Source organism: Amycolatopsis sp. NPDC104863 (assembly GCF_055582965.1).
Genome location: NZ_JBVJOW010000002.1, coordinates 1,230,558 through 1,255,396 on the forward strand (window position 1 = coordinate 1,230,558; position 24,839 = coordinate 1,255,396).

The window sequence follows — 24,839 nt, forward strand, 5'->3', positions numbered from 1 at the left end:
ATCACATTTTAGGTTAGGGCAACCTAACTTACGGTGGAGGGTGTGAGCCGATCCCTTCGCGTAGCCGTCGTGGGCGCTGGTCCCGCGGGCATCTACGCCGCCGACATCCTGGACAAGTCCGACGCCGACGTGACGATCGACCTCTTCGAACGCATGCCCGCGCCGTTCGGGCTGATCCGCTACGGCGTCGCGCCCGACCACCCGCGCATCAAGGGCATCGTGACCGCGCTGCACAAGGTGCTCGACAAGCCGAACATCCGGCTGCTCGGCAACATCGACTACGGCACCGACATCAAGCTCGACGAGCTGCGCGAGTTCTACGACGCGGTGATCTTCTCGACCGGCGCGTCCGCCGACCGCGCGCTCGACATCCCGGGCGTCGACCTCGAGGGCAGCCACGGCGCCGCGGACTTCGTGTCCTGGTACGACGGCCACCCGGACGTCCCGCGCACGTGGCCGCTGGAGGCGACGTCGGTCGCGGTGCTGGGGGTCGGGAACGTGGCGCTGGACGTCGCCCGCGTCCTCGCGAAGACGGCGGACGAGCTGCTGACCACGGACATCCCGGACAACGTTTACCAGGGGCTGCGCACGAGCCCGATCACCGACGTCCACGTGTTCGGCCGCCGCGGCCCGGCGCAGGCGAAGTTCACGCCGCTGGAGCTGCGCGAGCTCGACCACTCCCCGAACGTCGAGGTCATCGTGTCCCCGGAGGACATCGAGTTCGACGACGGCAGCATCGCGGCCCTGCGCGCGTCGAAGCAGATCGACATGGTCGTGAAGACGCTGCAGGAGTGGGCGATCCGCGAGCCGGGCTCCCGCCCGCGCCGGCTGCACCTGCACTTCTTCCACTCGCCGTCGGAGATCGTGGGCGAGAACGGCCGCGTGACGGGCCTGCGCACAGAACGCACGGAGCTCACCGGCGACGGCAACGTCCGCGGCACGGGCGAGTTCCACGACTGGGACGTCCAGGCGGTGTACCGAGCGGTGGGATATCTGTCGTCGCACCTGCCGGAGATCCCGTTCGACCACGTCAACGGCGTGGTCCCGAACGAAGCCGGGCGGGTGCTGGACCTGGACGAGAACCAGCTGCCGGGCGTTTACGTGACGGGCTGGATCAAGCGCGGCCCGATCGGCCTGATCGGCCACACGAAGGGCGACGCGGCGGAGACGATCGCGAGCCTGCTGGCGGACGCGGACACGCTGGCGGCCCCGAAATACTCGTCACCGGACGCGATCCTGGATTTCCTCGACGCGCGAGGGATTCCGTTCACGACGTGGGACGGCTGGGGGAAGCTGGACTCGCACGAGAAGGCGCTCGGTTTGGCGGCCGGCCGGGAGCGGATCAAGGTTGTGGAGCGCGAGGAGATGACGCGGGTGTCGCGCGGATAGGTTTTCTCAACGCCGTGGCGGCCATTCCCGGGTAGGCCGGGGTGGCCGTCACGGACCATCACACGCGTTGCGGCAAGCCGAGTCAGCTCGCGCCGAGGTAAGCGAGGACCGCCAGCACGCGGCGGTTCGTGTCGTCCGAGGCGGTGATCGTCAGCTTGGCGAAGATGTTCGCCGTGTGCTTGCCGACCGCTCCCTCGCTGAAGTGGAGGCGGGCCGCGATGGCCGCGTTCGAACAGCCCTCTGCCATCAAGCCCAGGACCTCGCGCTCGCGGGCCGTCAACGCCGCCAGGGGGTCGGAGGTGTTGCCCGCCACCAGTTTGGCGATCACCTCGGGGTCCATCACCGTGCCGCCGGCCGCGACTCGGCGGACCGCGTCGATGAACTGGTCCGCGTTGAACACGCGGTCCTTCAGCAGGTAGCCGATCGCGCCGGTGCCGTCGGCCAGCAGTTCTCGTGCGTACAGCTGCTCGACGTGCTGGGACAGCACCAGGATCGGCAGCCCGGGCATCTCGCGGCGGGCCGCCAGTGACACCTGCAGGCCCTCGTCCGTGTGGGTGGGCGGCATCCGGACGTCCACAATGGACACCTCCGGCCGGTGGGACCGCAGCGCCGCCGCCAGTTCCGGGCCGCTGCCGACTGCCGCCACGACGTCGAAGCCGTGGGCGGCCAGCAGGTGCGTCAGGCCGTCTCGGAGGAGGTACTGGTCTTCCGCGACGACGGCTCTGAGTCGATCTGGCACGGAATCTCCACGGTCGCCCTTGTCGGCCCGCCGATCGGGCTGGTCAGGGCCAACCTACCGTCGAACGCGCCGAGCCGGCGCTCGATTCCGCGCAGTCCCGAGCCCAGCGCCGGGTTCGCGCCGCCCGGGCCGTCGTCGGTCATCGCCAGGGTCAGCAGGTCGTCCGCGAAACCGATTTCGATCGACACGCGCCGTGCGCCGTGCTTTGCCGCGTTTCCCAGCAGCTCCGACACCGTGAAGTACGCGCACGCCTCCACCGGCTCCTCGACGCGGCCCGGCAGTGCACCTTCGACCTGCGCCTTCAGCGGGCTGTCCAACGCGAGCGCGCGCACGGCGTCGAGCAGGCCGCGCTCGGACAGCACCGGCGGGTGGATGCCGCGGATCAGCACCCGCAGTTCGGTGAGCGCCTCGGACGACGACGCGCGCAGCTCGGCCGCGAGCCGCTTCGCCGCCGCCGGGTCGGTGTCCACCAGGGCCTCGACCGCGCCGAGCTTCATCCCCATCGCGACCAGGCGCGACTGGATGCCGTCGTGCAGGTCGCGTTCGATCCGCCGCAGCTCCGCGGCCTGCGTGACCGTGACGTCGGTGCGGGTCTGCTTCAGCCGTTCGACGCGCGCGGCGAGCCGGGTCGCGTCCGTCGGCCCCAGCCAAACCCGCGCGAAGCGGGCCTGTTGCCGGGCCAGCCAGGTCGCGGGCGCCACCCCGGCGAGGATCATCGCGAGCGCCACCGGCGTCTGCACGGCGGCGCCGAGGTGCGTCGAGACCTCGGGGAACGGCCACCACGTCACCGGTGACGACACGAACGGCCGCCACACCCACAGCGTGAAGAGGCCGACGGCGCCACGGCCGACCAGCGCGACCGAGGGCAGCACGAGAAGCAGCGACACCAGCGAGATCAGCGCGCCGCCCGCCATGTCGCGCCAGGTGGCCCGGTCGCGCAGGACCCACCGCGAGCGCGCGTGCTGGACCGGCCAGAACGGCTCCTCGTACAGCTGCTTGCCAACCTGGTAAAGCCCGTCCGGGCGGGGCACCGGCAACGCGGGCGGCGGCAGGTACGGCCGGGCGATGCGGACGCCGGTCCAGTTGCCGGACTCACGGCGCAGCGTGTCGGTGATCGTGCGGCTCCACAGGATGATCGGCGTCGCCACCGGGTACGCGCCCACGATCACGACCAGCTGCCACACCGAGAACACGAACAGCACCACGCCCAGCGCCAGGATCCCCATCTGGTGCCCGAGCGATTCGAGCCGGCGGTGCAGCCAGCGGCCGCGGCGGACGGGCGCCGGCCGCGGGCCGAGCCACCAGCGTGTCCACCGGCCGTAGCCGCGCAGCACGGCCGGGCCGCCGAGCAGCACCGCGACCGGCAGGAAGAGCGTCACCAGCGGGTTCACCAGCTGCCAGCCGAACTCGCGGCCGGACGCCGGGTCCTCCATCGCCCAGGTGAACCGGCGGTTCCAGCGGATCCAGAACGCGCGCTTGTAGAGCGTGTTGCCGTCGCGGTACCAGCCGTCGCGCTCGCGCTGCGGTTCCGGCGGCTCGGGCTGGTACGGCGATCCGATCTCGACGTCGCACCAGCGCGCGGCCAGCAGGCGGGCGGTCGCCGAGCGGCGCCGGGCCCATTCGATCACCGGCCCCAGGAAGAAGACCAGCCCGACGCACAGCGCCGCGAACGCGATCATCTCGAGCAGGACGTCCAGCCAGCTGAGGAACGCGTACACGGCCAGCGCGCACGCCCGGCCCAGCGCTCGCAGGTACGGCATCCGGCACCTCCTTCCCCCGAGATCCTCGCCCGGACACCGCGGCCGGCGCACTCCCCGCGGCCCCACGACCGGGGTGGGCCCAGCCCTACCCCCGTGTCAGCAAAACCCTACTTGAGCTGGGGATTCAGCGTCATTCTGCGCGCGGCCCGCAGTTCGTAGCTTCGTAACCATGCCACTCATCGAAGTCACCGACCTCCACAAGCGCTACGGCACCCGGGTCGCGGTCGACGGCGTTTCGTTCACCGTCGAGCGCGGCGAAATCTTCGGCATCCTCGGCACCAACGGTGCCGGGAAGACCACCACCGTCGAATGCCTGCAGGGACTCCGCCGCGCCGACCGCGGCACGATCTCCGTGCTGGGCCTCGACCCGGTGACCGACCGGGCGGCGCTGACCCGCCGCGTCGGCGTCCAGCTGCAGGAGAGCACGCTGCCCGCGAAGCTGCGGGTCCGCGAGGCGCTGGAGCTCTTCGCGTCCTTCTACCCGGACCCGGCCGACATCGACGTCCTGCTCGACCAGCTCGACCTGCGCGACCACCAGCGCGCCTACTTCGGGAAGCTCTCGGGCGGCCAGAAGCAGCGCGTCTCGATCGCGTTGGCGCTGGTGGGGAACCCCGAGCTGGCCGTCCTCGACGAGCTGACCACCGGACTCGACCCGCACGCCCGCCGCGAGACCTGGCGGCTGGTCGAAGGCGTGCGCGCCACCGGCGTCACGGTCCTGCTGGTCACCCACTTCATGGACGAGGCCGAGCGGCTCTGCGACCGCGTCGCGATCTTCGACCGCGGCCGCGTGGTCGCCACCGGCACCCCCACCGAGCTCCGCGCGACGGCCGGAGCCTCCACTTTGGACGACGCGTTCGTCTCGCTGACCAGGAGCTCGCTGTGAACACCTTCGCCAAGATCACCGCCACCGAATCGAAGCTCTTCCTCCGCTCGCCGGTCATGGCGGTCGCGGGCCTGCTCCTGCCGTCCGCCGTCCTGCTGGCGGTCGGCGCCATTCCCGGGATGACCGAGCCCAGCGCGGTCGCCGGCGGGTCCCGGTTCATCGACGCCTGGGTGCCGTCGCTGATCGTCATCAGCCTCGCGATGCTGGCGCTGCAGTCGATCCCGAACGCCATCGCCACCTACCGCGAGCAGGGTGTGCTGCGCCGCCTGGCCACGACGCCGGTGCACCCGGCGAACCTGCTGGGCGCGCAGCTGCTGATCCACGTCGTCGTCGCGCTGACGGGAATCGGCCTGACACTGGTGCTGGCCGACGCGGTCTACGACGTCCCGATGCCGAAGCACCCGCTGCAGTTCCTGGCGACGCTGTTGCTCGGCACGGTTTCGATGTTCTCCTTCGGCCTGCTGGCGGCGGCGGTCGCCCGCACGGCGAAGGCCGCGGGCGCGTTCGCCCTGATCGCGTTCGTGCCGACCATGTTCCTCGGCGGCGTCTACCTGCCGCGGGTGTTCCTGCCCGAGGTCCTCCGCCGGATCGGCGACTACGTCCCGCCGGGCACGCAGCCGTTGCAGGACAGCTGGGTCGGCTCGGGGGTGCAGCCGCTGCAGCTGGTCGTGCTCGGGGCCTTCGCGGTGGCCGGGACGGCGCTGGCGGCGCGCCTCTTCCGCTGGGAGTGACCGGGCCTTCCGCCATATTGGTGATGATCATCGTTTTCTCTTGTGGCTTGGCCACCCGCCCGGTAGCCAAGAGGGTGGCCCTGCTCAAACTGGAGGTTCGATGTCCCTGGACGTGTCACCCGCGTTGCTGGAGAAGGCCGAGCGCGGGGAGGTCACCGACGCCGAGTTCGTCACCTGCGTCAAGGAATCCCTGCCGTACGCCTGGGAGGTCATCACCGGCGTCATCGCCGACGCCGAGGGCGCCGCGGACGGCTTCGCCGACAACGAGACGCCGCCACCGAGCGAGGCCGCCCGCGGACAGCTGCTGCGGGCGCTGGCCTCGGACGCGATCCGCGGCGGGCTCGAGCGCCACTTCGGCGTCAAGCTGGCCTTCCAGAACTGCCACCGGGTCGCCGTGTTCAAGAGGTCCGAAGTGGACGGTGACCGCTACCGCGCGTTCGTCTCGCCGCGCGGCCAGCTGCTCAACCAGAGCCCGGAGCTGCGGGACTGCTAGCCCGCAGCGCGGGCAGCACCTCGGTGCCGATCCGCGCGATGTTCGTGTACGTGCCCTCCGGCGTACCCGACGCTTCCACGAGCATCAGCACGTGGGTGACGCCGGTGCGCCGGAGGCTCGTTTCCAGGGTCCGGACGCAGTGGGCCGCGTCGCCGACCGGGTGGATCGCGCAGAGCCGTTCGGTGTACTTCCCCGGGTCCCGCGCCGGCCCCGGCCGCCCGTCGACCGTGACGTGCGCGCCGAGCCCGTCCTTCAGCCAGCCGGGCAGCGCCGTGCGGACGACGTCGGGGTCCCCCACCTGGCAGAGCACGGTCGAGACGTGGCCGGCGGGCTTCCCGTAGGCGGCGACCGTCGCGGCTTTCTCCTCGTCGTCGGCGTGCAGGCCGAGCAGCAGCGGCAGGTTCCGTTCGGCGGCCTGCCGCACGGCAGCCGACGTCGGACCGCCACACGCGACGACGACGTCCGGCCGCCGTTCCGGCGACGGCACCACGGGCACCTCCCGGAAGGCGAAGTGCCGGCCCCGCGCGTCGACCCGGCCGGTGGTGGCCCTCAAGAAGACGTCGAGGGTTTCCTCGAAGCCGGTCTCGTAGCGGTCCAGCCCGGCGCCGAACACCTCGAGGTCCTGCCACGGGCCTCCGCGCCCGACACCGAGCCGCAGCCGTCCGCCGGAGACGGCGTCGAGCATCGCCCACTGCTCGGCGAGCGCCACGGGATGGGTTGTCGACAGGACACTGACCGCGGTCCCGACGCCGATCCGCGACGTCCGGCCGAGCACGTGCCCGGCGAGCGTGATCGCCGACGGGCAGACGCCGTAGGGCATGAAGTGGTGTTCGGCGAACCAGACGTCGTCGAAGCCGGCTTCTTCGGCCAGCTCGGCGGCGCGGACGGACCGGCGGAGGACGTCGCCGTCCCGCTGGCCCGGGAAGCGGCCGCTGACCAGGAAGACGCCGAACCTCAGTTGACCGCGACCTCGTTGAACCACAGGCGCGGCTCCAGCCACGGGAACACCACGAACATCAGCAGCGCCACCACGCCGAGGGCCAGGACCACGGCGATCGTCAGCTTCACCGGGAACGGGCCGGGGAACTTCCGCCAGAGCCAGGCGTACATCAGGCCTCCCCGATCTTCGAGAGCAGGTCGCCGTAGTCCTTGACCTGGTTCTTCGGCACCTGCTGGGTGAGCACCGAGGTGATGATGAGCCGCTCCTTGGCGGAGAACTGCGGGTGGCACGTGGTGAGCGTGAGCAGCGCGGCCTGCTGGGCCTTCGGGAGCACGTCGGCGTCCTTGTACGGGACCGGGTTGACCGCGGTGCCCTGGCTGGGCAGCACGACCTTGCGGCCGAAGGTCTCGCTGTACGCGCCGCCGTCCTCGGCGCCCTGGTCGCGCAGGGTCGAGACGCCCTTGCACTTCGGGTCGGCGCCCTTGCCGCCGGCCCAGTCCTCGACCTCGTCGTCGTAGGGCAGCACCTTGTAGATGTAGAAGTCGGTGGAGGTTTCGATCACGATCTGGTCACAGGAGGAGAGGTTGTCCAGGTCGTTGAACGGGGCGCCCTTGCCGACGCGGTGGCCGGCGACGGCGAAGTTGCCGGGCTCGCCGGGCAGCGACGTGCCCTTGTAGTGGCCGGGGCCGACTTCGAGGGCCTTGTCGTCGGTGCCCTCCTGGATGGTGAAGTTGTAGTCGACGCCGAACGTCGGGATGTGGATGCGGGCGAACGCCTTGCCGTCGATCAGCTCGGGGTGCAGCGTGCGGTCGTGCGCCCACTCGCCGTCGAGCTGGTCGCTCGCCTCGGACTGCTTGCCCGCCGAGAACAGGTCGGTCACGTAGAGCTCGTAGACCATGAACAGCAGCACGACCAGGCCCAGCGTGATGAGGATTTCGCCGGCCGTCCGGATCGCGACGCCGCTCTTGCCGAGCGGGGCCGGGGCGGGCTTCTCCTTGGTCGCGGTGCCGCCCTTCCCGACCGGGGCGAAGACGACGGTCTCCTCGGCCGAGCCGGGCGGCGGGACGGGGCCGGTGTAGCGGCGGGGCGGCGGGCCCTGCGGGCGGCGGGGCGGCTGGCCCGGGCCCGGCCGGGGCGGCACCTGGCCGCGCGGGGGTGTGGCGGGGCGGCGCTGCGGCGCCGGCCGCTGTCCGGGGTGTCTGCGCCGGTCGTCATCCGGTCCTTCGCGCATCGTCACGCAAGCTCCTCTCAAGCCGCGTCGAACCCTGGGTGACGCCTACATCACGGTGCGGGAAAATCCGACCACTCCCGGCCGCTGCTTTCCTGCGGGCATTTACGTTAACGTGTGCACGTGGCGCTGGTTGCGCACCCTCAGCGGGACATCGCCACCAGACGAGCCCGAAGAGCACCGCGAGGAACACACGATGCCCAAGTCCAAGGTCCGCAAGAAGACCGCTTACACCCCACCTGCCGACCGGCGCACGCCGGTGAAGGTGCGGGCCGCCGGCCCCACGGGCCTGGCCTGGAAGATCCCGATGTTCGGGTTGATGCTCCTGGGCCTGGTCTGGCTCCTGGTCAACTACATCGCGGGGGACAAGATCTCCTGGATGGCCGACCTGGGCAACTGGAACTTCGCCGGCGGGTTTGCGCTGATGATCGCGGGTCTGCTCATGACTATGCGTTGGCGTTGATTATTACTCCAAATGGCGGCTTGACACCGAATTACACCGGTGTGACTCATCCCCAGTGTGGATAACCCCTGTGGATAACTACCCCACCTCGTGGGCGCCGCGTCAGGCCGTTGTGGTATCGGCCTGGGTGGTCACCCTGCTGCTGCTGGCCGGCGTGGTGGTCGACGTCCTGACCGGCGACCGCGGCGGGCTGGTGCTGTTCGCGCTGGCGGCCGTGGCCGTCGGGGCGTTCGCGGCCCACGCGACGCTCGTCCGGCCCCGGCTGGCCGCCGACGCCGAAGGCCTGGTGACACGGACGCTGAACGGCTCGCAGCGGCTGCCGTGGGCCCAGACCCGCACCCGGCTGCGCACCACCCGGCGGCTGGGCCGCGACGGCGTCACGCTCGAAATCGAGCACGACGAGCAGCTGTTCGTCTTCGGGTGGCTCGACCTCGGCGAGGATCCCCGCGACGTCCTGGACGTCCTCAGCACGCTGCGCGCGCGGAGCTAACCGCAGCTGTAGAGCTCCTGGCCGCGGTACTGGACGAAGTGGCACGTCTGGTCCGCCACCTGGGCGTCCTTGAAGATCAGCAGCCCGACCATCGCGACGACGAGGATGGCGATCCCGGCCACCTGCCACTGCGCCTGCCGCGCGCGGGGCGCGTAGAGGATCGCCACGGTGACCAGCGCGCCGGTGACCAGGCCGCCGACGTGGCCGAGGATCGAAATGTTCGCGACGCCGAAGGTGATGAACGCGTTCAGCGCGAGCGTGATGATCAGCCCGGTGGGGTTCAGCCGCAGCTTCAGCACGATGACCGCGTATGCGCCCATCAGGCCGAACAGCGCGCCGGACGCGCCGGCCGTGCCGCCGTCGAGGCTGTCGAACAGCAGCACCGCGGTGGACGCGCCGAGCATCGAGACGAAGTAGAGCGCGAGGTACCTGACCTTGCCGAAGACCGGCTCGAGGGCGCGGCCCATCATCCACAGCGAGAACATGTTGACCGCGATGTGGATGGGCCCGTAGTGCAGGAAGCCCGAGGTGAACAGCCGCCACCACTCGTCGGCGCCGAGCGTGGCCTGGCCCCACAGCACACCGACCTGGAAGACGCCGGAGACCTGGTTGTCGTTGAGGCTGCGGGCCTGGAAGACGGTGACCAGGAAGACGAGGACGTTGACGGCGAGAATGGCCTGCGTCGCGAGGAACGACTCGGACGGGCGCGCGCCGGCGATCGTGCGGACGCCGAAGCCGGCGCCCTGGTAGCCGCGGTGCTGCCGGCGTTGCTCCTGGCCGCCCGCGTGGACGCAGTCGGTGCACTGGAAGCCGACCGGGGCCTCGCGGAGGCAGTCCGGGCACGCCGGACGCCCGCACCGGGAACAGCTCAGTCCGGTCGGGCGGTTCGGGTGCCACCAGCACCCGGGAGGCGCGGCTTGCGGTTCGGCGGCGGGGTTCGGCGGTTGGTTCACGATGTCACCAACCTACCGAAACCCGGCGCGCCGCACGCCGTCACTGCTCGATGGTGACCTTTTCGATCACGATGTCGGACAGCGGACGGTCCGCCGGTCCGGTCGCGGTCCGGCCGATCGTGTCGACGACCGCGCGCGACTCCTGGTCGGCCACCTCGCCGAAGATCGTGTGCCGGAAGTTGAGGTGGGTCGTCGGCGCCACGGTGATGAAGAACTGCGAGCCGTTCGTGCCCGGCCCGGCGTTCGCCATGGCCAGCAGGTACGGCTTGCTGAACTGCAGCTCCGGGTGGAACTCGTCGCCGAACTTGTAGCCCGGGCCGCCGCGGCCGGTGCCGGTCGGGTCGCCACCCTGCAGCATGAAGCCGTCGATGACGCGGTGGAAGATCGAACCGTCGTAGAAGGGACCGGAGTTCGTGCCCGCCGCGTTCGGCTGGGTGTACTCCTTGGTGCCCTCCGCCAGCCCGACGAAGTTCGCGACCGTCTTCGGCGCGTGGTCGGGGAACAGGTTCAGGTTGATGTCACCCTGGTTGGTGTGCAGCGTCGCTTTCACGAGCTTCATCGTGCCATCTGCGGCGGGCGGCGGCGAAAAGGGGCACGATAGGTTACGGGCAACAGAGCAGTGTCAAAACGAATGATGAGGTGAAGTCCATGTCCCGGGCGACAGCCCAGGCCGCCGAGACCGCCGACAAACTCGTTTCCGAGGGCGTCAAGCACGGCCGGCGCGCGCAGAAGCAGCTCGCGAAGAAGACCGAGCTCACCCGCAAGGAGCTCAAGAAGAGCTCGAAGGCCGCCCGGCAGGAGGCCCTCAGCCGGCTCTCCGAGCTGCGCAAGCCTGGTCGCAAGGCGAAGAAGGCCGCCATCAAGGCCGCGAAGGCGGCCGGCGAGTCGAAGCGCCGCGGCAAGAAGGACTTCAAGGCGGCGAAGAAGGACTTCGCCGCTGCTGTCGTCGAGGCGAAGGCCGCGGCCAAGGGCACGCGCAGCCGTCGTCGCTGGCCGTGGCTGGTCGGGCTGCTCGTGGTCGGCGCCGGCGCCGCCTACGTGCTTCGCTCGAAGCAGGAGCCGCCGGTCGCGCCCGCGCCGCCGAAGGCCACCCCGCCCGCGCCGCCGAAGCCCGCCGAGGCGGCCAAGCCGAGCCCGTCGGCGAACGGGAAGGCGCCGTCCGCGGCACCGGCCGAGAAGAAGAACTGAACCCGACGCGAAGAGGCCCCCGGCGTGCACCGGGGGCCTCTTCAGTCGTGCTCGGGGGTCAAGCTCACGCGTTGGCGGCGTGCTTGTCGACCAGCTGGCCGAGGCGGGGCAGCGCCTCCTCGACGTTCTTCTTGCCGTTCGGGCGCAGCTTCGAGTAGACCTTCTTGATGCTGTCGCGGCTGCTCTTCTCCGCGCGGGAGTCGGTGACGCTCAGCAGCGCGTCGGAAGCCTCGTCCGAGCGGCTGGTCAGGTAGGCGCCGAAGTCGTTGCCGCCCTTGGCGCGGTAGTCGCCGTAGAACGGCTCGAGCGCGACGACGAAGTCCGGCAGCAGCGTGTCGACGGCCGAGGGGATGATGCCCGGCTTGATCTTCTTGACCGCGGCGAAGCCGGTCTTGACGACGGCACCCGAAACGCCGCCCTTGTCCGAAACCTCGGCGTCCACGAGGCCTTCGAAGTCGGTCACGACCGCCGGGCGGCGGCTGGAGTCGAGCAGGATGTCCTTGAGGGTGTCAGCCACGAATCTTGTCCTTTGTCGTTGCAGAGTTGGTGCCCCGCCCCGGGGTGGGGATCCCCCGGTGGCTGCGGTGCGCGAGTCCACGAAGCCTGCGCGTGACGCACAGGGTAATACAAGATCAACATCACTCACCCGTGTGGAGGCACTACCTAGAGCTTCAGGGCAGCGATAGCCTTCTTCGCCACTGTGCGTGCCTTCACGCTCTGCTTCTGGTTGGTGGTCACGACGACGGCCGAAGCCCCCTTCGAAACCGCGTAGACGGCGCCGTCGTCGCTGGACTGGTAGCCGCCCTTCCAGCCGGTCGGGTCGGACGCCGGGTTGGACGTGTCGACCGGCGCCGCCTTGTTGACCAGCGCCGTCGCCACGTCCGGCTGACCGACGTACACCTGAACGGTGACCTGGACCTTCCCGTCCGGGCGGTAGAAGAAGCACGCCGGGTGCGGCTGGTCGGCGGACACGCGCACCTTCGACACGTGCTGGCCGTTCGAGTCGGCCACGAACTCGCTGTCGAGGTACGGGCAGTCCTCCGTCGCCCCCGGCTGGGGGTCCGGGGGCAGCTGGGCGCCCGCGGCCGCGCCGGTGGACGCCGACGGCGGGCTGGGCGCCGCGGTGCCGGTCACGATGGTGGGGCCGCAACCGGCCAGCAGGACCACGGCGGGCGCGAGAAGTACGAGTCGTCGCATAGCGCGCACAGTCAACCATGAAGCATGTGTGAAAACCGCTGGCTGAAAGCGCCGGGACGGCAAGGCATGCGACGATGGCGCTGTTGGTCCACATCCAGGGAGGTCGCCGCGTGCTCACCCCCGAGCAGTACCTCGGTGTGGTGGCCGAGCGCGTCCAGCGTTCCGGCGGCCGGCTGAACTCCGTGCAGATCGGGCCCGCGACCGCCGTGGTCGGCCTGTTCACCGAGTCGGTGATGCTGACGACGATGAACTACTGCGTCGTCGCCGCGCCCGTGCCCGACGTCAGCGCCGCGGCGTTGTACGACTTCACCGCCCGCGCCACGCAGCACGCGCGCGCGAACATGATCGGCACCATGGGCTGGACCGCGGGATCCGTGGTGATCGCCGGGCTCGTCGGCCCGGTTGTGTACCCGGACGCCGCGCAGGCCGCGTCGGCGAAGACGAGCAACCAGTTCGGCGGCGAGACGCGGATGGTCGCCGTGGACCTCACCGCCGGGCAGACGTACGCCTTCACCGGCGGGAAGATGTGGGGCGCCGCGATGCACGGCGCGATACGCGCCAAGCTGACGTTCTGCTTCCCGCAACCCGCCGAAGCGTGGGAGCAGGTGCAGTGGCAGCAGGCGCAACAGCCGCCGCAGCCCCCGCAACCGGCCCAGCAGCCGCCGCCGGGCTGGCAGCAGCAGCCGCCGATGGCCGCGCCGCCGGTGCCGCCCCCGCCGTACGCCGGGCCGGCCGGCCCGCAGCCGCCGGTCTACCCACCGCCCGGGCACCCGCCGCAGCAGGGTCCGTACGGTTACTGACATGGTGGCGTTGCGCGGCTGGGCCTCGTTCCCCGAAGAACTTCCCGTGTTCACGCCGGAAACGGCGCCCGCGGACCCGCAGGCGCTGTTCCTGGAGTGGCTGACCGAAGCCGGCGAGCACGTGCTGGCGCCGCACGCCGTCACACTGTCCACAGTGGACACCGACGGCGCGCCCGACGCGCGGGTCGTGATCCTCAAGGACGTCGGCCCCGGCGGCTGGGCGGTCGCCACCAGCTCGGAAAGCCCGAAAGGGTTGCAGCTGCGGAAGGATCCGCGCGCGGCGTTGACGTTCTTCTGGCCCGGCCGAGGCCGTCAGGTGCGGCTGCGCGGGCCGGTCTCCCCCGCGGCGCCCGAGGTGTCCGCCGAGGACTTCCTGGCCCGGCCGCCCGCGTCCCGCGTCGAGGCGTTCATCGGGCACCAGTCGCAGGTGCTGCACGACCCGGCGGACCTCGACGCGGCGGCCGCGGAAGCGGAGCGCTGGGTCGGCGAAAACCCCGGCGTGGCCCCGGAAACGTGGACGCGGTACCTGGTGGACCCGGACGAAGTCGAGTTCTGGCAGGCCAGTCACGACCGGCGGCACGTGCGGCTGCGGTACCGGAAGTCCGACGGCGGCTGGGTCACCGAGCGCCTCTGGCCTTGACGTCCCCGGCGTGGCGGCGTAGGCAGGAAATCCGACAAAACGGAGGCCCTGATGCGCCGCACCGTCGTCCTTGCCGCCACTTGTGCGTTGTCCGCCGGGTTGCTGTCCGGCGCTTCCGCCGGTGACCTGTCGCCGGCCCACCACCCCGCCGTGTTCGAGACGGTGTTCGCCGCGCCGCTCGGCATCGAAGGCCTGACCACCGACGGCCGGGGGAACCTCTACGCCCCGGCGCGCGGCGCCGATCCCTGTCCTGTTTACCGCGTCGCGGCGTCCGGCGGCCCGGCCGCGGTCGTCGGCACGATCCCGGCACCGTGCAGCCCGGCGGGCCTGACGTTCGACCGCCGTGGCCGGCTGTACGTCGCCAACGCCGACACCGTGGTGTCGTTCGTGCCGGACGCGGCGAACCCGCCGTCGGCAACGGTGTTCACCAGCGGTGTCCCGGGCGCGAACGGCCTCGCGTTCGACCGCGCGGGCGCGCTGTGGATCTCCGACGGCGGCACCGGGCAGGGCCGGGGTGTGGCGGGCCGGCGCGGACGGCGTCGCCGCGGAGATGTTCCGCGTGCAGCCCATGGTCAGCGACGTCATCGCGGGCGGGGTCGGCCGCGACGTGCGCGGCCTGCCGCCCGGCACGGTCACCATCACGCCGAACGGCCGCACCGCGGCGGACACCGCGGGCTCGCAGCACATCGTTGCGAACGGCCTCGCGTTCACCGCCGATGGCACGTTGCTGGTCGCGGACACCGCGCGAGGCGCGCTCTGGCGTGTGCCGATGGACCGCGCAGGCCGGCCGCGCGCGGCCACCGGGTGCGACGCCGCGTTCCCGGCCGACACCCTGTGCCTGGACGACGTCGACGTCCAGCACCCGTACCTCGAGGGCGCCGACGGGATCGTCCTCGACCGCGCGGGCAACGTCTGGACGGCGGCGAACGAGCGCAACGCGATCGTCCTGGCCCGGCGCGACGGCCGCGTGGTCGAGTACTTCCGCAACCCGGCCGACCCGGCGACGAAGCTGCGCAACGGCGGGCCGCTGGAGTTCCCGACCAGCCCGGTGCTGCTGCCGGACGGCCGCCTGTGCGTCACGCAGTCCGACGGCAGCCGCCGTGACAACGCGCCGAACACGGCGGGCGAAGCGAACCCGGCGGGGCCGGTGCGGGGGAAGATCTCCTGCGTCAAGCCCTGATCGGGGGTAGACCGCACCCGTGCGGCTGTGCGCATGATGCAGGCATGCGCTCGAAGTTGCTGACCGCCGGGCTGGTCCTGGCGCTGACCGCCGCACTCGGGGGTGTGGCCGTGGCCGACGCGCGTCCTGGGGGACGACCGACGCTGACGGACCCGCATCCGTGCCCGGGCCAGCCGGGTTTCACCTGCTCGACGCTGACCGTGCCGCTCGACCACGCCGGCCGGGTGCCGGGCACGCGCGCCCTGCCCGTGGCGACCGCCGACAACGTGACCGCGCCCAAGGGGGTGCTGCTGTTCCTGACCGGCGGCCCCGGCCAGGGCGGCGTCGGCACGATCACGCGGATCGCGACGCAGCGGCTGCCGGAGGTCGCGAAGGACTACCGGTTCGTCATGCTCGACCAGCGCGGCACCGGCGCCAACGCGCTGAACTGCCCGGGGCTGCAGGCGCAGATGGGCAGTTCGGACATCGCGACGCCCACGCGTGACGCGGTGACGGAATGCGCGCGGATCCTGGGTGACACGGCGCCGCTGTACTCGACCGACCAGAGCGTCGCGGACTTCGACCAGCTCCGCCAGGCGCTGGGCGTGCCGAAGATGGTGGTCGACGGCGTCTCGTACGGCTCGTTCACGGCGGCGCGGTACGCGATCGCGCACCCGCGGAACGTCAGCAAGGTCGTCCTGGATTCGGTGCTGCCGCACCATTCGACGGCGTCGGCCACGCTGTACTTGACGGGCCTGACGGCCGAAGCCCGCGTGCTGCGCGCGGCGTGCGCGGTGGCGCCGGCGTGCGGTTACGACCCGGCCGAGGACCTGGCGTGGGTGGTCCGCCACCGAAGCACGGCGGACGGCGTGAAGATCTTCGACGCGGTCGTCGCGTACGAGTTCGCTGACCCGACGTACCGCAACCCGGCCTCGGGCGACATCATCGGCGCCCTGCACGCGGCCCGCGGCGGTGCGCCGGAATGGCTCGACCAGGTGGTCCAGGGCTACACGACGGAGGACGTCGCCCCGGCCGACTACAGCTCCGGCCTCCATTCGGCGACGCTCTGCGCGGACCAGCGGTACCCGTGGGGTTCGTCGGCAACGCCGGTGGCGCTGCGGCAGCCGCTGCTTTCCTTGGCAGCACGCACTTTGCCGCCCCAGGCGACGTGGCCGTACACCACGGCGGTGGCGACGCAGCAGGGTTTCATCCAGGGCTGCCTGCCGTCGCCGGCGGAGCGCGTCGGCTCGAACCCGGCTTCGCGCCTGCCGGACGTCCCGGTCCTGCTGCTCAACGGCGACCGCGATCTGTCGACGCCGCTGGAGTGGGCGCAGGAGGAGGCACGTGTTGCGCCGCAAGGAAAGCTGGTGATCGTCCCGGGCGAGTCCCACTCGATCCAGAACCGCGAGCGCGGCCACGCGGGCCGGGACGCCCTGATCAGCTTCCTGCGCTGACAGTTGTGGAGCTGAGGGGAATCGAACCCCTGACCCCCGCCTTGCAAAGGCGGTGCTCTACCAATTGAGCTACAGCCCCGGGCGCGGGCGGCGGACCGCCCGCGGGGAGACTCAGTTGTGGGACGCGCCCGCCGGCTTGGCGGGGGTCGTGCCGTTGCTGGAGGGGACCGGCGCGGTCGCCTCGCGCCAGAGGTCGGCTTCGGCCTTGGCCGCCTTGTTGCGCTTCACGACGAACAGGACGCCGCCCGCGATGACCGCGAGTGCCAGCAGCTTCTTCACCGAAGCCCCCTTCTCAGCTTGCTTCCCTTACCCCGTGATGTTACCTGCACCGGCCCACGCCGGTGTCAGGGGCGGTGGTTCCACGTGGAACCACGATCTTGGTGGTAACGCACGTCACACGCGTCGGGAAATACCGGACCCGGTCGTCCTGTTGTACCCACTGGTCGGTGTGCCCATCGTGTCCCCCGGGCTCACTCATCGCCTTCGCGGAGTTCCGTCCGGCTGGAGCCAGGTCGCGCCTATCGCCGAGAGGCGACCGTGGTGCACGCCGACTGTGACTGCTCAGCCCTGCCGGTCTTCTCTTCCCGGCAGGGCTGACCTGTATCCGGGACATCTCAGGGTCGGCCCCCGACGTTGCCGCCCTGCTCGTCGCGACCGAGAAGTACCCAGCAGACCGGCGCGATCCTGACCATGGAGCGCGACTGACCTCACGGGAGGTTCAGGTAACCGCCCTGGTCCCCGACCTGCGGGTTCGGGTTGACGTCCGTCCGGCGAGCGTCGCCGAGACCGCCGGCGATCCGCTTCCCGCCGCGGCCGCGGTCGCGCAGGTCGACCACCACGGCGATGCCCAGCAACGCCACGACCACGATCCCCAAGACGATCCAGCCCATGTCTGCCCCCTTCGTCTCCTTCACGGTAAGCCCGGAACGGCGGCGGAGATCCCGGACTTGACCGAGACTTAGGGATGAACCGACAAGGGGGCTTCAGGACAAGATCCGTCCTGAAGCCCCCTTTTTTCACGACCCGGCTACCTCATGGCGCCACTGGCGCGGGCCGGTTGTAGAGGTCGTTGCCCGCCCAGTCCACGATGTCGTTGACCGGGCGTGACGGCGGTGCCGCGACGAAGTTCGCGGCGTCGTCGATGCTGCCGCTCCCGTCGTACTTGGCCTGCACCGGGTACGGGAACACGGGCCGGGTGCGCGCCACGTTGCCGGCGGCGTCGCGGCCGACGGCGATGGTGCGGGTGGGCGCGGTGCCGCGTTCGACCCAGCCGAAGAGGCCGGGCAGGGGGTTGTACTCGGTGAGCTTGTTGCCGTTGTTGCCGCAGTGGTAGAGGCCGGGGACCACGAACAGCCTGGCCCAGCTCTGGGTTGCGGCGACACCACCGGAGGCCTGGGTGAGCCGCTGGTAGTAGTCGAGCGTGCCGGCCGTCGGGATCGCCTGGTCCGCCCAGCCGTGCCAGAGGATCAGCTTCCCGCCGGCGCGACGGAACTCGCGCAGGTCGGTCGACATCGCGTTGGAACGGACGCCCTCCGCGGTGAGGCGGTTGAACTCACTGGAGGTGAAGGAGAACTGGTCGACCGACGAGGCCGGCGTCCCGATCGGATAGGCCATGTACTTCAGGTAGCTGTCGGCCAGCAGCCGCGCAAAGGCGACCCCGCCCGTGTCCGGCGACGGGAGGATCCAGTCGCCCCAGGCCCAGGCGAGCTCGGAGCCGACGGTCTGCCCGCCCGGGTAGAGCTTCCGGCCGTTTTCGTCGGTCGGCGGCGAGTAGAGCTTCTTGGTCGCCGCGACCTGCGCGGGCGTGAGGCAGCCGGCGTTGTCGGTGCCCGCGGGGCAGGTGAGCGTCGCGGGGTCGAAGGTGCAGACCCGTGGGTCGTCGATGGCGCCGTCGACGAGCCCGTCGGCCCCGTCGCACGAGGCCACCGCGGCGGTGTGCAGGGCGGGGAGCTTGTCCCTGGTCAGGATGGGCTGACCGTCGGCGCCGGTGTTCGCCTTCGCCAGCCAGGTCTGGTAGACCCCGAAGAGCGGACCCCAGTAGCCGGCCTGCGCGCCGGTGACGATGCCGTCGAAGTCGTGCGGATAGCGCTGCGCCAGCAAAAGCGCTTCGCGCCCGCAGCCGCTGAAGTAGGACTTCGTCGGCGGAGCGCCGTAGAAGGTGTTGATCAGGTTCTTCGAAGCACGGGACACGACGTGCGAAGCTCGGAACGCGAAGTCGTCACGGGCGGCCTGGTTGTTCTCGGCCCACTTCCCGTCGTCGAAGGCGAACGGCGTGGTGCCGACGTGGCCGCTGTCGGTGGCCGCGACCGCGACGTCCCCACCGTGCGGCAGGTCGCAGCCGGCGAACGCCGGGATGGCGATGTAACCGCAGAAGCCACCGCAGCCGTACTGCAGGTAGCGGCCCACGTACGTCTTCGTCGGCAGCTTCAGCTCGAAGTGCACGGCCGGTTCGACGTACCCCTGGACGTCGCACATTTCGGATTCGGTCGCGGTCGCGGGCACCACGGTCGCCGAGGTGACGTGGGTGACCGCGTCCGCCAGCGGGTAGGTCCGCACGAGTTCGGCGCAGGTCCGCACCGGACGGATGGCCGTGCCCCCGGCGGAGGCCGCCGAGGGTACGAGTATCGGGACGGCTACTAAGAGTGCCGCCACGCCGAGCATGGACAGTCTTCGCATAGTTCTACCTCAGTTCCCAGTTCCCCCGATTGGGTCATTGCGATACACCCTTTCTCACGGTTCGTAAGCTGTCTTCCGCGATCGTGCTATTTGCATGCAAAACGCAGAATTGTTGGGGAAACTGCCGCGATCCACCGAATCCACTTAGGACCGAGTTGGAAATTTTCACTCGTGTCGACTGTGGACTACCGCAGGTCACAGGGGTTGGAAAATCCCAGAATGGTCGTCGTTGATTCCTGGGCGAGAATTCTTACCGCCAGGAATCGGGTGACTTCGACCGGTAGTGCAGGGGCTTCGAAATCGATTTCTACGCACTATCGGGAGCGGATCAGGCACCGAAAGTCACAAGTGGCGCAGGCGCCGAGAGAACTGCACTCGCCGAGGAAAAGTGACTACCCAGGGTGACGATCGGTCCCTCGGTAGCGAGGCTCTTCGCGCTCGAAGCGATCCTCGGTGACGAGTCCGATGGTCTGAAGGCCGGCAACTCGTCGACTGGCTCCGCGACAGCGATGTGCCACCCAGGACACGCAAAAGCCCGGCTCGCACATCGCGAACCGGGCTTGTCTTGCGTGGGCCTACCAGGACTTGAACCTGGGACCTCTTCGTTATCAGGGCAAGATCACAACTACCTGATCAAGGCGAGAGGTTCGCGACCTCGCGGTTCAACATCCGTGTACGTCCGCCGGCTACCGCCGCAGGCCTCCACGATCGTCACTCATCCCGACCCGACCAGGCAAGTCCGTGCAGCACACACGAGAACCTAGTCTGTTTTCCGGTCCGCGAAGAGATACCCCACGACCGCTGATAGCGCGCCAAGGATAGGACTCACGACGGTCTGAAGGATCGTCTTGGCGAAGTCTGTGTCAAACCAATGCATGGCCAGACCGAGCGCAATGAGCACCAGACCGGCCCCCACAGTGCCGACCAAGATCCAGAGAGTCCACAGGCGCAACTGATGAGTCTTCTGGGGTTTCTCAACCCCGATCGTTTGACCAACTTCGACTGGATCATTCGTGACGACCTCGCGTGCTGACGGGAGCCAGAAGTGACCTGGCGGAAGATCAGACTTGGCATCGAGAGGCACCTCATCAGCGAAGCCTCGACTTTGGCCGCCGTCATCCTCCGACGACTTTTCGTCACCTTTACCAACCTCGTAGTCAGCCATGTCCCCACCACGGCGTCCTGCGCGCGTCCCACGACCACCCGACCGACTCGGGACCGAAGACCGCCGCGCTCATCGTGACTTGGGCGGCGTGCGCGAGGAACCTCCGCCGCGCTGCCGACTCTTCGCCCTGATTCTCCTGGCCGACAATGCGTATCGCCGTAGCCTCGTCGTAGGCAAGCCCCATGTACCCACGAGGGATACCCAGGCCGTCAGCAATTTGCTTGAGCTCGTCTGTAGCCATGACCTGGCGACCCTTGAGGATCTCCGACGCCTCGGACTGGGACTGGCCGGTCATCGCGGCGATCTGGCGCTGCGAGGCACCGTGCTTGCGCAAGAGGCGGTAGACGGCGCTGATCTCCCGAGATGCGAGAGCCGCTCTCATCTCCGGCTGCTGCCAAATATCAGGCGGAAACGTCTGGCTCTGCGACTGTACTACCACCATCAGATCCTCGCGCCGATCAGACGGCAACCGACTGGAACGCACGTCGTAAGGCTTCGCTTGTAGCGCTGTCCGCACTTCAGCCGCGAAGTCAATCTTCTCGTCTCCGACTTTCTGCCGCGCGAAGGTCGAGAGCGCGTCCAGAAGCACGTCGTTGCGTGCACGTTCGGCGGAAAGTTCCGCTTCCAGGGTGTCGCATCGTGCGTCGAGATTGGGACACCGGGCGCAGTCCGGGTCGTGCGGCGCGTCCGGCACGGCGGGCGTCAGTTGTATGTCGCCGCGATGGAAGCCCGGGTTGACGTCTACGGGCGTCTCAGACTCTTCATGCGAGTCGGCGAACGCTTCACCCCGGCTGGTCACCCGAAGACCTCCTGCTCCACCTGACGCCCCACGGCAAGGTGGCGCATAGAGTACTCCGGCTTCCCGACAGTCTTACGCGAGGCATGTCCGCAGGTCAGACCGTACGGTCGTACTGCGATACGGATCGGGCATGGTAACAGCCATGTCTCGATATGCAAGTTCATCACATCGAGCACGCCAACATGTCGCATCAGAGCTGCACGCATGACATACTTGCGCCGGTCCCAGGGGCGGTTTGACAAAGATAAGATGTCCTGATAAAGAAGCCCCCTTGAGCTCAGGAGGATTGACGATGTCCGCTGCACAAGGACGTCAGGATTACGAATCTAGCGGTGAAGCCGGTGTTCGCACCGAAGACGTCGAGCATCGTGAACCTGGCGTGGACCCAAAGCGCCAGCTAGCAGCAGCGTCAGTTACCAGACTGACTGTGAACATCGGGCCGTCCACCGCTGAGGCCCTGCGGTTGGTGGCTGAGAAGGAAGGCGTCACAGTCACGGAGGCTCTTCGCCGTCTCGTGAGCTACGGTGAGCTTCTTTACCGCGCCGTGAAGATCGACGGTAAGGACGTCCTCTTCCGGGAAGGCAAGGAGACGCAACAGGTGCTGATCGCCTGAGCTACGCTGCGAGGCGTCTCAGCAGATGATCGGCAGCATCGAAGATCTTCTCTAAGTTTCCAGCCACGAAACACAGTGCGCCGCCGGCGGCGAGAACGTACGTGGACGCCCAGACTTCCCACCGGCGCCGTTGAGGGCCTCTTACCAACCTACTGTTCTGGTAATGCGTCAAGTCGTAGCGGCAGTCCCTCAGTCGACCTCGTGGTTTTGCCGAGCGGCTGATATCGCACCCAGTCTGGTGCAAGGTCTCGTGCCTCGACGAGCCAGGCCAAGGCGTCCCGATCGTGGCGTAGGTCGGCGGCCGCAGCTGCGAGCAGCAGCCGGTGGCCAGCCTCCCAGAATGCCGGGACGTCGCCTGCCGAGTCCGGCACGGCGGCCGCCAGACGGAGCGCCTGTTCGGGGTCGCCGGCCCGCGCCGCAAGCTCGATGTTCTGGAGCGCGGCGACACGGGGCCGAAGATCGCGGCTTCCGAAGCTGTGTCTGACTTGACCAGCAGGCTTAAGAGCCGGTTCGCGTTTCGCGAGCCGGCCTTAGGCCTATGTCGTCCGCCACCGCCGATCGCTTACTGGCTCGTCCCCGGTGTATCACCGGGTCGCTTGGGGACGACTGACCGTGCGTGACGAAGTGGAAGCCAGCGCTGCCTCGCCTGCCCTCGCTGGACTGGGCACCGGCGCGCGGAGCGCTCCTGCTCAGCGGGGCCGCGCTGCTAGCCGGGATGACGGTGCTGTTCGGGTGGGTGGACTGGCTGGCGCTGGGCCGGTGGGCGCGCCCGCACGTAGTGCCGCTGGCCCTGTTCGCCTTTGCTGCGGCCGGTCTGGCCGCCGCTGGGTGGCGGCTGCGCGGGCAACGAGCGCCCCGGACCCGGGCTTCGGGGATGAGCTGGTGGGTCGTCGTCACCGCCGCGATCGTGGTGGTCGTCGTGGCCTGGATCGCGACCAATTGGCTGCTCGGCGAGGCTGGCAAGGCGACCAGCGCGGACACAAAAGCAGCGGCGAAGGTCGACGCGATCAAGACGGGGCTCGGCATCGGCGCCGGCACCACGGGCATCTTCGCACTCTTGCTCGCGGTGCGGCGGCAGTGGCACAGCGAGAGCGACGCGACCGAAAAGAACGTCACCGAGCAGTACACCAAAGCTGCCGATCAGCTTGGCTCCGCTGAAGCCCCTGTCCGCCTGGCAGGGCTCTACGCCCTTGAGCGCCTTGCCCACAACAACGTAAGCCAGCGTCAAAGCATCGTTAACGTCATCTGTGCCTACCTGCGCATGCCTTACGCTCCGCCAGACTCCCAGTTCACGGAGCGTCGGGATCGCTTCCAGGAGCGGGAAGTTCGGCTCGCTGCCCAGCGGATCCTCGGTGACCACCTCCAGCCAAGCAAGCGCGGGAAGTTCTGGGAAAGCACCGACCTTGACCTCACCAACGCCCACCTGACGAACGTCAACCTGACCAATTGCCGAGCGCGCAACGTCCGATTCCGTGGTGCGACCTTCACCGGCGACGCCGGCTTCGTGGGTGCGACCTTCACCGGCGAAGCCGGGTTCGACGGTGCGACCTTCACAGGTCGCGCCTCATTTGACGGTGCAACCTTCACCGCAGACGCCTCATTTGAAGGCACGACTTTCGCCGGCGACACCCGGTTCGGCGACGCCACCTTTACCGGCAGCACCTCGTTCGACGGTGCGACCTTCACCGACTACGTCTGGTTGGCCGGCGCGACCTTCAGCGGCGACACCTCGTTTGCCGCGACCTTCACCAAATTCGCCTGGTTCGACGATGCGACCTTTACCGGCAAGGCCTCGTTCGGTGGCTCGATCTTCACCGGAGACGCTCAGTTCGCCCGCGCGATCTTCACCGGAGACGCTCAGTTTGACGGCGCGATCTTCACTCGCGCCGTCTCGTTCAGCGGCGCAAGTTTCACCGGCAAGACCTCGTTCCACCAAACGACCTTCACGGGCATCATGGTCTGGTTCGACGACTTGGCCTTCACGCGCGACACCTTGTTCAACAGCGTGACCTTCGCCGGTGCCCTCCCGAGAATCACGCAGCGACTCGGTCAGAAAGTTGTATTCCGGGACGTCATCCTCACCAGCGACTCGCCGGACCGTACGACCGTCGCGGGCATCGTCATCGACGCGCGTGGGGTGCAGACAACTGCAGACAAAAGACCGCGCCTCCTGGAGTGACAGTCACCCACTGTGTCGCTCAGGACACGCAAAAGCCCGGTCCGCGCGAAGCGAACCGGGCTTGTCTTGCGTGGGCCTACCAGGACTTGAACCTGGGACCTCTTCGTTATCAGCGAAGCGCTCTAACCGCCTGAGCTATAGGCCCTTGAACGAGGAGAACTTTACAGGACCCCCGAGGGGGCCCTGCAACCGGGTTACTCTCGCTCCGACAGCGTGACCTCGAGGCCGCCCGCGAGGTCGGCCGACACGTTGTAGATGAACGCGCTGACCGTGGCCAGGGCCGACACCAGGACGATGTTGATCGCGCCGAGGATGGCTGCGATGCCGAAGACGCGGCCCGCGCTGATCAGCGGCTCGGACGACGCGTTGGCGCCTTCGCCGCCGACCAGGGACGAGTACGTGCCGTTCAGCTTGTCCCAGACGCCCATGCCGTCGAGGACCGTGTACAGGACGCCGACCGCGACGAGCCAGACGAAGAACATCGCCACGCCCAGCACCAGGGACAGCTTGAGGACCGACCACGGGTCGAAGCGCTTCACCTGCAGCGACGCACGGCGCGGGCCGCGGCCGGGACGACGCAGTGCGCTGGGACGGGCTCGCTGGGTGGACGCCGACGGGATCGCCGCCGCCGAGGGCTCGCCGCTCGGTGGGGTGTCGCCGCCGCCGAAGAGGCGGGGGGCGGCGCTTCCGGTCACCACCGGGCGCTGGTCCGGGGAGACGGGCTGCGTCTCCCCGGCCGGCGCTTCGGTCTTGAACAGCGCTTCATCCGTGGCCAGCTTGACCGTCGCCTCGGAGTCGCCGTCCTTGTCGACCCGCTGCCATGGCGGGCTCGCCGGAGTCCCGTTCGAACCCGCTGCCTCGGGATTCTCGGATGGTGTCACGAAGAGTCAGTCCTTACCC

28 protein-coding genes, 2 tRNA genes and 1 pseudogene are annotated in these 24,839 nt (G+C 69.4%); 13 read left to right on the forward strand and 18 right to left on the reverse strand.

The annotated features are described in order from the left end of the window. The first annotated feature begins 69 nt into the window (after positions 1 to 69). On the forward strand, positions 70 to 1,389 hold the full coding sequence (locus ACZ63J_RS15630; protein ID WP_465439512.1) for an FAD-dependent oxidoreductase: 1,320 nt from the start codon (positions 70 to 72) through the stop codon (positions 1,387 to 1,389). An 82-nt stretch (positions 1,390 to 1,471) separates the two neighbouring features. On the opposite strand, the gene ACZ63J_RS15635 is transcribed toward ACZ63J_RS15630, so the two are convergent. Continuing rightward, positions 1,472 to 2,128, reverse strand: coding sequence for a response regulator (locus tag ACZ63J_RS15635; protein WP_465400112.1), 657 nt, complete (start codon positions 2,126 to 2,128; stop codon positions 1,472 to 1,474). Continuing rightward, on the reverse strand, positions 2,068 to 3,888 hold the full coding sequence (locus ACZ63J_RS15640; protein ID WP_465400111.1) for a sensor histidine kinase: 1,821 nt from the start codon (positions 3,886 to 3,888) through the stop codon (positions 2,068 to 2,070). Before ACZ63J_RS15640 ends, ACZ63J_RS15635 begins: the two co-directional genes overlap by 61 nt. Before the next feature lie 169 nt (positions 3,889 to 4,057). Here ACZ63J_RS15640 and ACZ63J_RS15645 point away from each other — a divergent pair, with 169 nt between their 5' ends. The 3 genes from ACZ63J_RS15645 to ACZ63J_RS15655 all read left to right on the forward strand — a co-directional run bounded on the left by ACZ63J_RS15645 (position 4,058) and on the right by ACZ63J_RS15655 (position 5,995). Next, the gene (locus tag ACZ63J_RS15645) at positions 4,058 to 4,771 is read left to right on the forward strand and encodes an ABC transporter ATP-binding protein (protein WP_465400110.1); all 714 of its coding nucleotides are present in this window, start codon (positions 4,058 to 4,060) and stop codon (positions 4,769 to 4,771) included. Beyond that, on the forward strand, positions 4,768 to 5,502 hold the full coding sequence (locus tag ACZ63J_RS15650) for an ABC transporter permease (protein WP_465400109.1): 735 nt from the start codon (positions 4,768 to 4,770) through the stop codon (positions 5,500 to 5,502). The genes ACZ63J_RS15645 and ACZ63J_RS15650 overlap by 4 nt, the downstream gene beginning before the upstream one ends. 100 nt (positions 5,503 to 5,602) lie before the next feature. Next, positions 5,603 to 5,995 (forward strand): SCO5389 family protein, encoded by a 393-nt coding sequence (locus ACZ63J_RS15655; RefSeq protein WP_465400108.1) that lies wholly within the window; start codon positions 5,603 to 5,605, stop codon positions 5,993 to 5,995. On the opposite strand, the gene ACZ63J_RS15660 is transcribed toward ACZ63J_RS15655, so the two are convergent. From ACZ63J_RS15660 to ACZ63J_RS15670, 3 genes are read right to left on the reverse strand one after another with little or no spacing between them, the layout of a single operon-like run. Beyond that, the gene (locus tag ACZ63J_RS15660) at positions 5,964 to 6,977 is read right to left on the reverse strand and encodes an LLM class flavin-dependent oxidoreductase (RefSeq protein ID WP_465400107.1); all 1,014 of its coding nucleotides are present in this window, start codon (positions 6,975 to 6,977) and stop codon (positions 5,964 to 5,966) included. The two genes, ACZ63J_RS15655 and ACZ63J_RS15660, sit on opposite strands and share 32 nt — an antisense overlap. Then, positions 6,950 to 7,105: a hypothetical protein gene (locus ACZ63J_RS15665; protein ID WP_465306423.1), complete on the reverse strand. Its 156-nt coding sequence runs from the start codon at positions 7,103 to 7,105 to the stop codon at positions 6,950 to 6,952. Before ACZ63J_RS15665 ends, ACZ63J_RS15660 begins: the two co-directional genes overlap by 28 nt. After that, complete coding sequence (locus ACZ63J_RS15670; RefSeq protein ID WP_465400342.1) at positions 7,105 to 8,166, reverse strand: class E sortase; 1,062 nt, start codon at positions 8,164 to 8,166, stop codon at positions 7,105 to 7,107. Before ACZ63J_RS15670 ends, ACZ63J_RS15665 begins: the two co-directional genes overlap by 1 nt. Before the next feature lie 193 nt (positions 8,167 to 8,359). Here ACZ63J_RS15670 and crgA point away from each other — a divergent pair, with 193 nt between their 5' ends. Beyond that, positions 8,360 to 8,626 (forward strand): cell division protein CrgA, encoded by a 267-nt coding sequence (gene crgA, locus ACZ63J_RS15675; RefSeq protein WP_043787021.1) that lies wholly within the window; start codon positions 8,360 to 8,362, stop codon positions 8,624 to 8,626. Positions 8,627 to 8,696: 70 nt separating this feature from the next. Continuing rightward, on the forward strand, positions 8,697 to 9,116 hold the full coding sequence (locus tag ACZ63J_RS15680) for a PH domain-containing protein (protein ID WP_465333224.1): 420 nt from the start codon (positions 8,697 to 8,699) through the stop codon (positions 9,114 to 9,116). On the opposite strand, the gene ACZ63J_RS15685 is transcribed toward ACZ63J_RS15680, so the two are convergent. Both ACZ63J_RS15685 and ACZ63J_RS15690 read right to left on the reverse strand, forming a co-directional pair. After that, entirely contained in the window at positions 9,113 to 10,069 is a 957-nt protein-coding gene (locus ACZ63J_RS15685) for a rhomboid family intramembrane serine protease (protein WP_465333226.1), read from the reverse strand. The two genes, ACZ63J_RS15680 and ACZ63J_RS15685, sit on opposite strands and share 4 nt — an antisense overlap. 40 nt (positions 10,070 to 10,109) lie before the next feature. Beyond that, positions 10,110 to 10,628, reverse strand: a complete 519-nt coding sequence (locus ACZ63J_RS15690) for a peptidylprolyl isomerase (protein ID WP_465333227.1) — start codon at positions 10,626 to 10,628, stop codon at positions 10,110 to 10,112. Between the two features lie 89 nt (positions 10,629 to 10,717). Here ACZ63J_RS15690 and ACZ63J_RS15695 point away from each other — a divergent pair, with 89 nt between their 5' ends. Continuing rightward, positions 10,718 to 11,257 carry a hypothetical protein gene (locus ACZ63J_RS15695; protein WP_465333228.1) on the forward strand — a complete coding sequence of 180 codons (540 nt, stop codon included), beginning with the start codon at positions 10,718 to 10,720 and terminating at the stop codon, positions 11,255 to 11,257. 64 nt (positions 11,258 to 11,321) lie between these two features. On the opposite strand, the gene ACZ63J_RS15700 is transcribed toward ACZ63J_RS15695, so the two are convergent. Further along, positions 11,322 to 11,774: a DUF6918 family protein gene (locus tag ACZ63J_RS15700; protein ID WP_465333230.1), complete on the reverse strand. Its 453-nt coding sequence runs from the start codon at positions 11,772 to 11,774 to the stop codon at positions 11,322 to 11,324. A 146-nt stretch (positions 11,775 to 11,920) separates the two neighbouring features. Then, positions 11,921 to 12,454, reverse strand: coding sequence for a DUF2020 domain-containing protein (locus ACZ63J_RS15705; RefSeq protein ID WP_465400102.1), 534 nt, complete (start codon positions 12,452 to 12,454; stop codon positions 11,921 to 11,923). A gap of 110 nt (positions 12,455 to 12,564) precedes the next feature. Between ACZ63J_RS15705 and ACZ63J_RS15710 the strand changes: the two genes are divergently transcribed. Then, positions 12,565 to 13,254 carry a hypothetical protein gene (locus tag ACZ63J_RS15710; RefSeq protein ID WP_465334324.1) on the forward strand — a complete coding sequence of 230 codons (690 nt, stop codon included), beginning with the start codon at positions 12,565 to 12,567 and terminating at the stop codon, positions 13,252 to 13,254. A 1-nt stretch (position 13,255) separates the two neighbouring features. Next, positions 13,256 to 13,894 (forward strand): pyridoxine/pyridoxamine 5'-phosphate oxidase, encoded by a 639-nt coding sequence (locus ACZ63J_RS15715; protein ID WP_465439514.1) that lies wholly within the window; start codon positions 13,256 to 13,258, stop codon positions 13,892 to 13,894. A gap of 254 nt (positions 13,895 to 14,148) precedes the next feature. Here ACZ63J_RS15715 and ACZ63J_RS15720 read toward each other — a convergent pair whose 3' ends face one another. Then, positions 14,149 to 14,322 carry a hypothetical protein gene (locus ACZ63J_RS15720; protein ID WP_465439516.1) on the reverse strand — a complete coding sequence of 58 codons (174 nt, stop codon included), beginning with the start codon at positions 14,320 to 14,322 and terminating at the stop codon, positions 14,149 to 14,151. 86 nt (positions 14,323 to 14,408) lie between these two features. On the opposite strand from ACZ63J_RS15720, the gene ACZ63J_RS15725 reads away from it, so the two are divergent. Both ACZ63J_RS15725 and ACZ63J_RS15730 read left to right on the forward strand, forming a co-directional pair. After that, complete coding sequence (locus ACZ63J_RS15725) at positions 14,409 to 15,074, forward strand: SMP-30/gluconolactonase/LRE family protein (RefSeq protein ID WP_465439518.1); 666 nt, start codon at positions 14,409 to 14,411, stop codon at positions 15,072 to 15,074. Positions 15,075 to 15,118: 44 nt separating this feature from the next. After that, positions 15,119 to 16,507 carry an alpha/beta fold hydrolase gene (locus ACZ63J_RS15730; RefSeq protein WP_465400099.1) on the forward strand — a complete coding sequence of 463 codons (1,389 nt, stop codon included), beginning with the start codon at positions 15,119 to 15,121 and terminating at the stop codon, positions 16,505 to 16,507. 6 nt (positions 16,508 to 16,513) lie between these two features. Here the strand turns inward: ACZ63J_RS15730 and ACZ63J_RS15735 are convergent. The 6 genes and pseudogenes from ACZ63J_RS15735 to ACZ63J_RS15760 form a co-directional block, all read right to left on the reverse strand. Further along, a tRNA-Ala gene (locus tag ACZ63J_RS15735) sits at positions 16,514 to 16,586 on the reverse strand. A gap of 32 nt (positions 16,587 to 16,618) precedes the next feature. Beyond that, the gene (locus ACZ63J_RS15740) at positions 16,619 to 16,786 is read right to left on the reverse strand and encodes a DLW-39 family protein (RefSeq protein WP_020642567.1); all 168 of its coding nucleotides are present in this window, start codon (positions 16,784 to 16,786) and stop codon (positions 16,619 to 16,621) included. A gap of 428 nt (positions 16,787 to 17,214) precedes the next feature. After that, complete coding sequence (locus ACZ63J_RS15745) at positions 17,215 to 17,397, reverse strand: hypothetical protein (protein ID WP_465306446.1); 183 nt, start codon at positions 17,395 to 17,397, stop codon at positions 17,215 to 17,217. Between the two features lie 142 nt (positions 17,398 to 17,539). Further along, positions 17,540 to 19,168 (reverse strand): tannase/feruloyl esterase family alpha/beta hydrolase, encoded by a 1,629-nt coding sequence (locus tag ACZ63J_RS15750; protein ID WP_465400098.1) that lies wholly within the window; start codon positions 19,166 to 19,168, stop codon positions 17,540 to 17,542. Positions 19,169 to 19,943: 775 nt separating this feature from the next. Further along, positions 19,944 to 20,348 carry a hypothetical protein gene (locus ACZ63J_RS15755; RefSeq protein WP_465400097.1) on the reverse strand — a complete coding sequence of 135 codons (405 nt, stop codon included), beginning with the start codon at positions 20,346 to 20,348 and terminating at the stop codon, positions 19,944 to 19,946. A gap of 10 nt (positions 20,349 to 20,358) precedes the next feature. Further along, a pseudogene (locus ACZ63J_RS15760) lies at positions 20,359 to 20,730 on the reverse strand (helix-turn-helix domain-containing protein); the annotation flags it as partial. Positions 20,731 to 21,439: 709 nt separating this feature from the next. Here ACZ63J_RS15760 and ACZ63J_RS15765 point away from each other — a divergent pair. Both ACZ63J_RS15765 and ACZ63J_RS15770 read left to right on the forward strand, forming a co-directional pair. Beyond that, the gene (locus ACZ63J_RS15765; protein ID WP_465400096.1) at positions 21,440 to 21,760 is read left to right on the forward strand and encodes a hypothetical protein; all 321 of its coding nucleotides are present in this window, start codon (positions 21,440 to 21,442) and stop codon (positions 21,758 to 21,760) included. Between the two features lie 715 nt (positions 21,761 to 22,475). Continuing rightward, a complete protein-coding gene (locus ACZ63J_RS15770; protein ID WP_465400095.1) occupies positions 22,476 to 23,939 on the forward strand; it encodes a pentapeptide repeat-containing protein in 1,464 nt (487 codons plus the stop codon). A 71-nt stretch (positions 23,940 to 24,010) separates the two neighbouring features. Here ACZ63J_RS15770 and ACZ63J_RS15775 read toward each other — a convergent pair. Continuing rightward, positions 24,011 to 24,084: transfer RNA gene (locus ACZ63J_RS15775), tRNA-Ile, on the reverse strand. A gap of 49 nt (positions 24,085 to 24,133) precedes the next feature. Continuing rightward, complete coding sequence (locus ACZ63J_RS15780) at positions 24,134 to 24,820, reverse strand: DUF3566 domain-containing protein (protein ID WP_465306494.1); 687 nt, start codon at positions 24,818 to 24,820, stop codon at positions 24,134 to 24,136. Between the last annotated feature and the right edge of the window lie 19 nt (positions 24,821 to 24,839).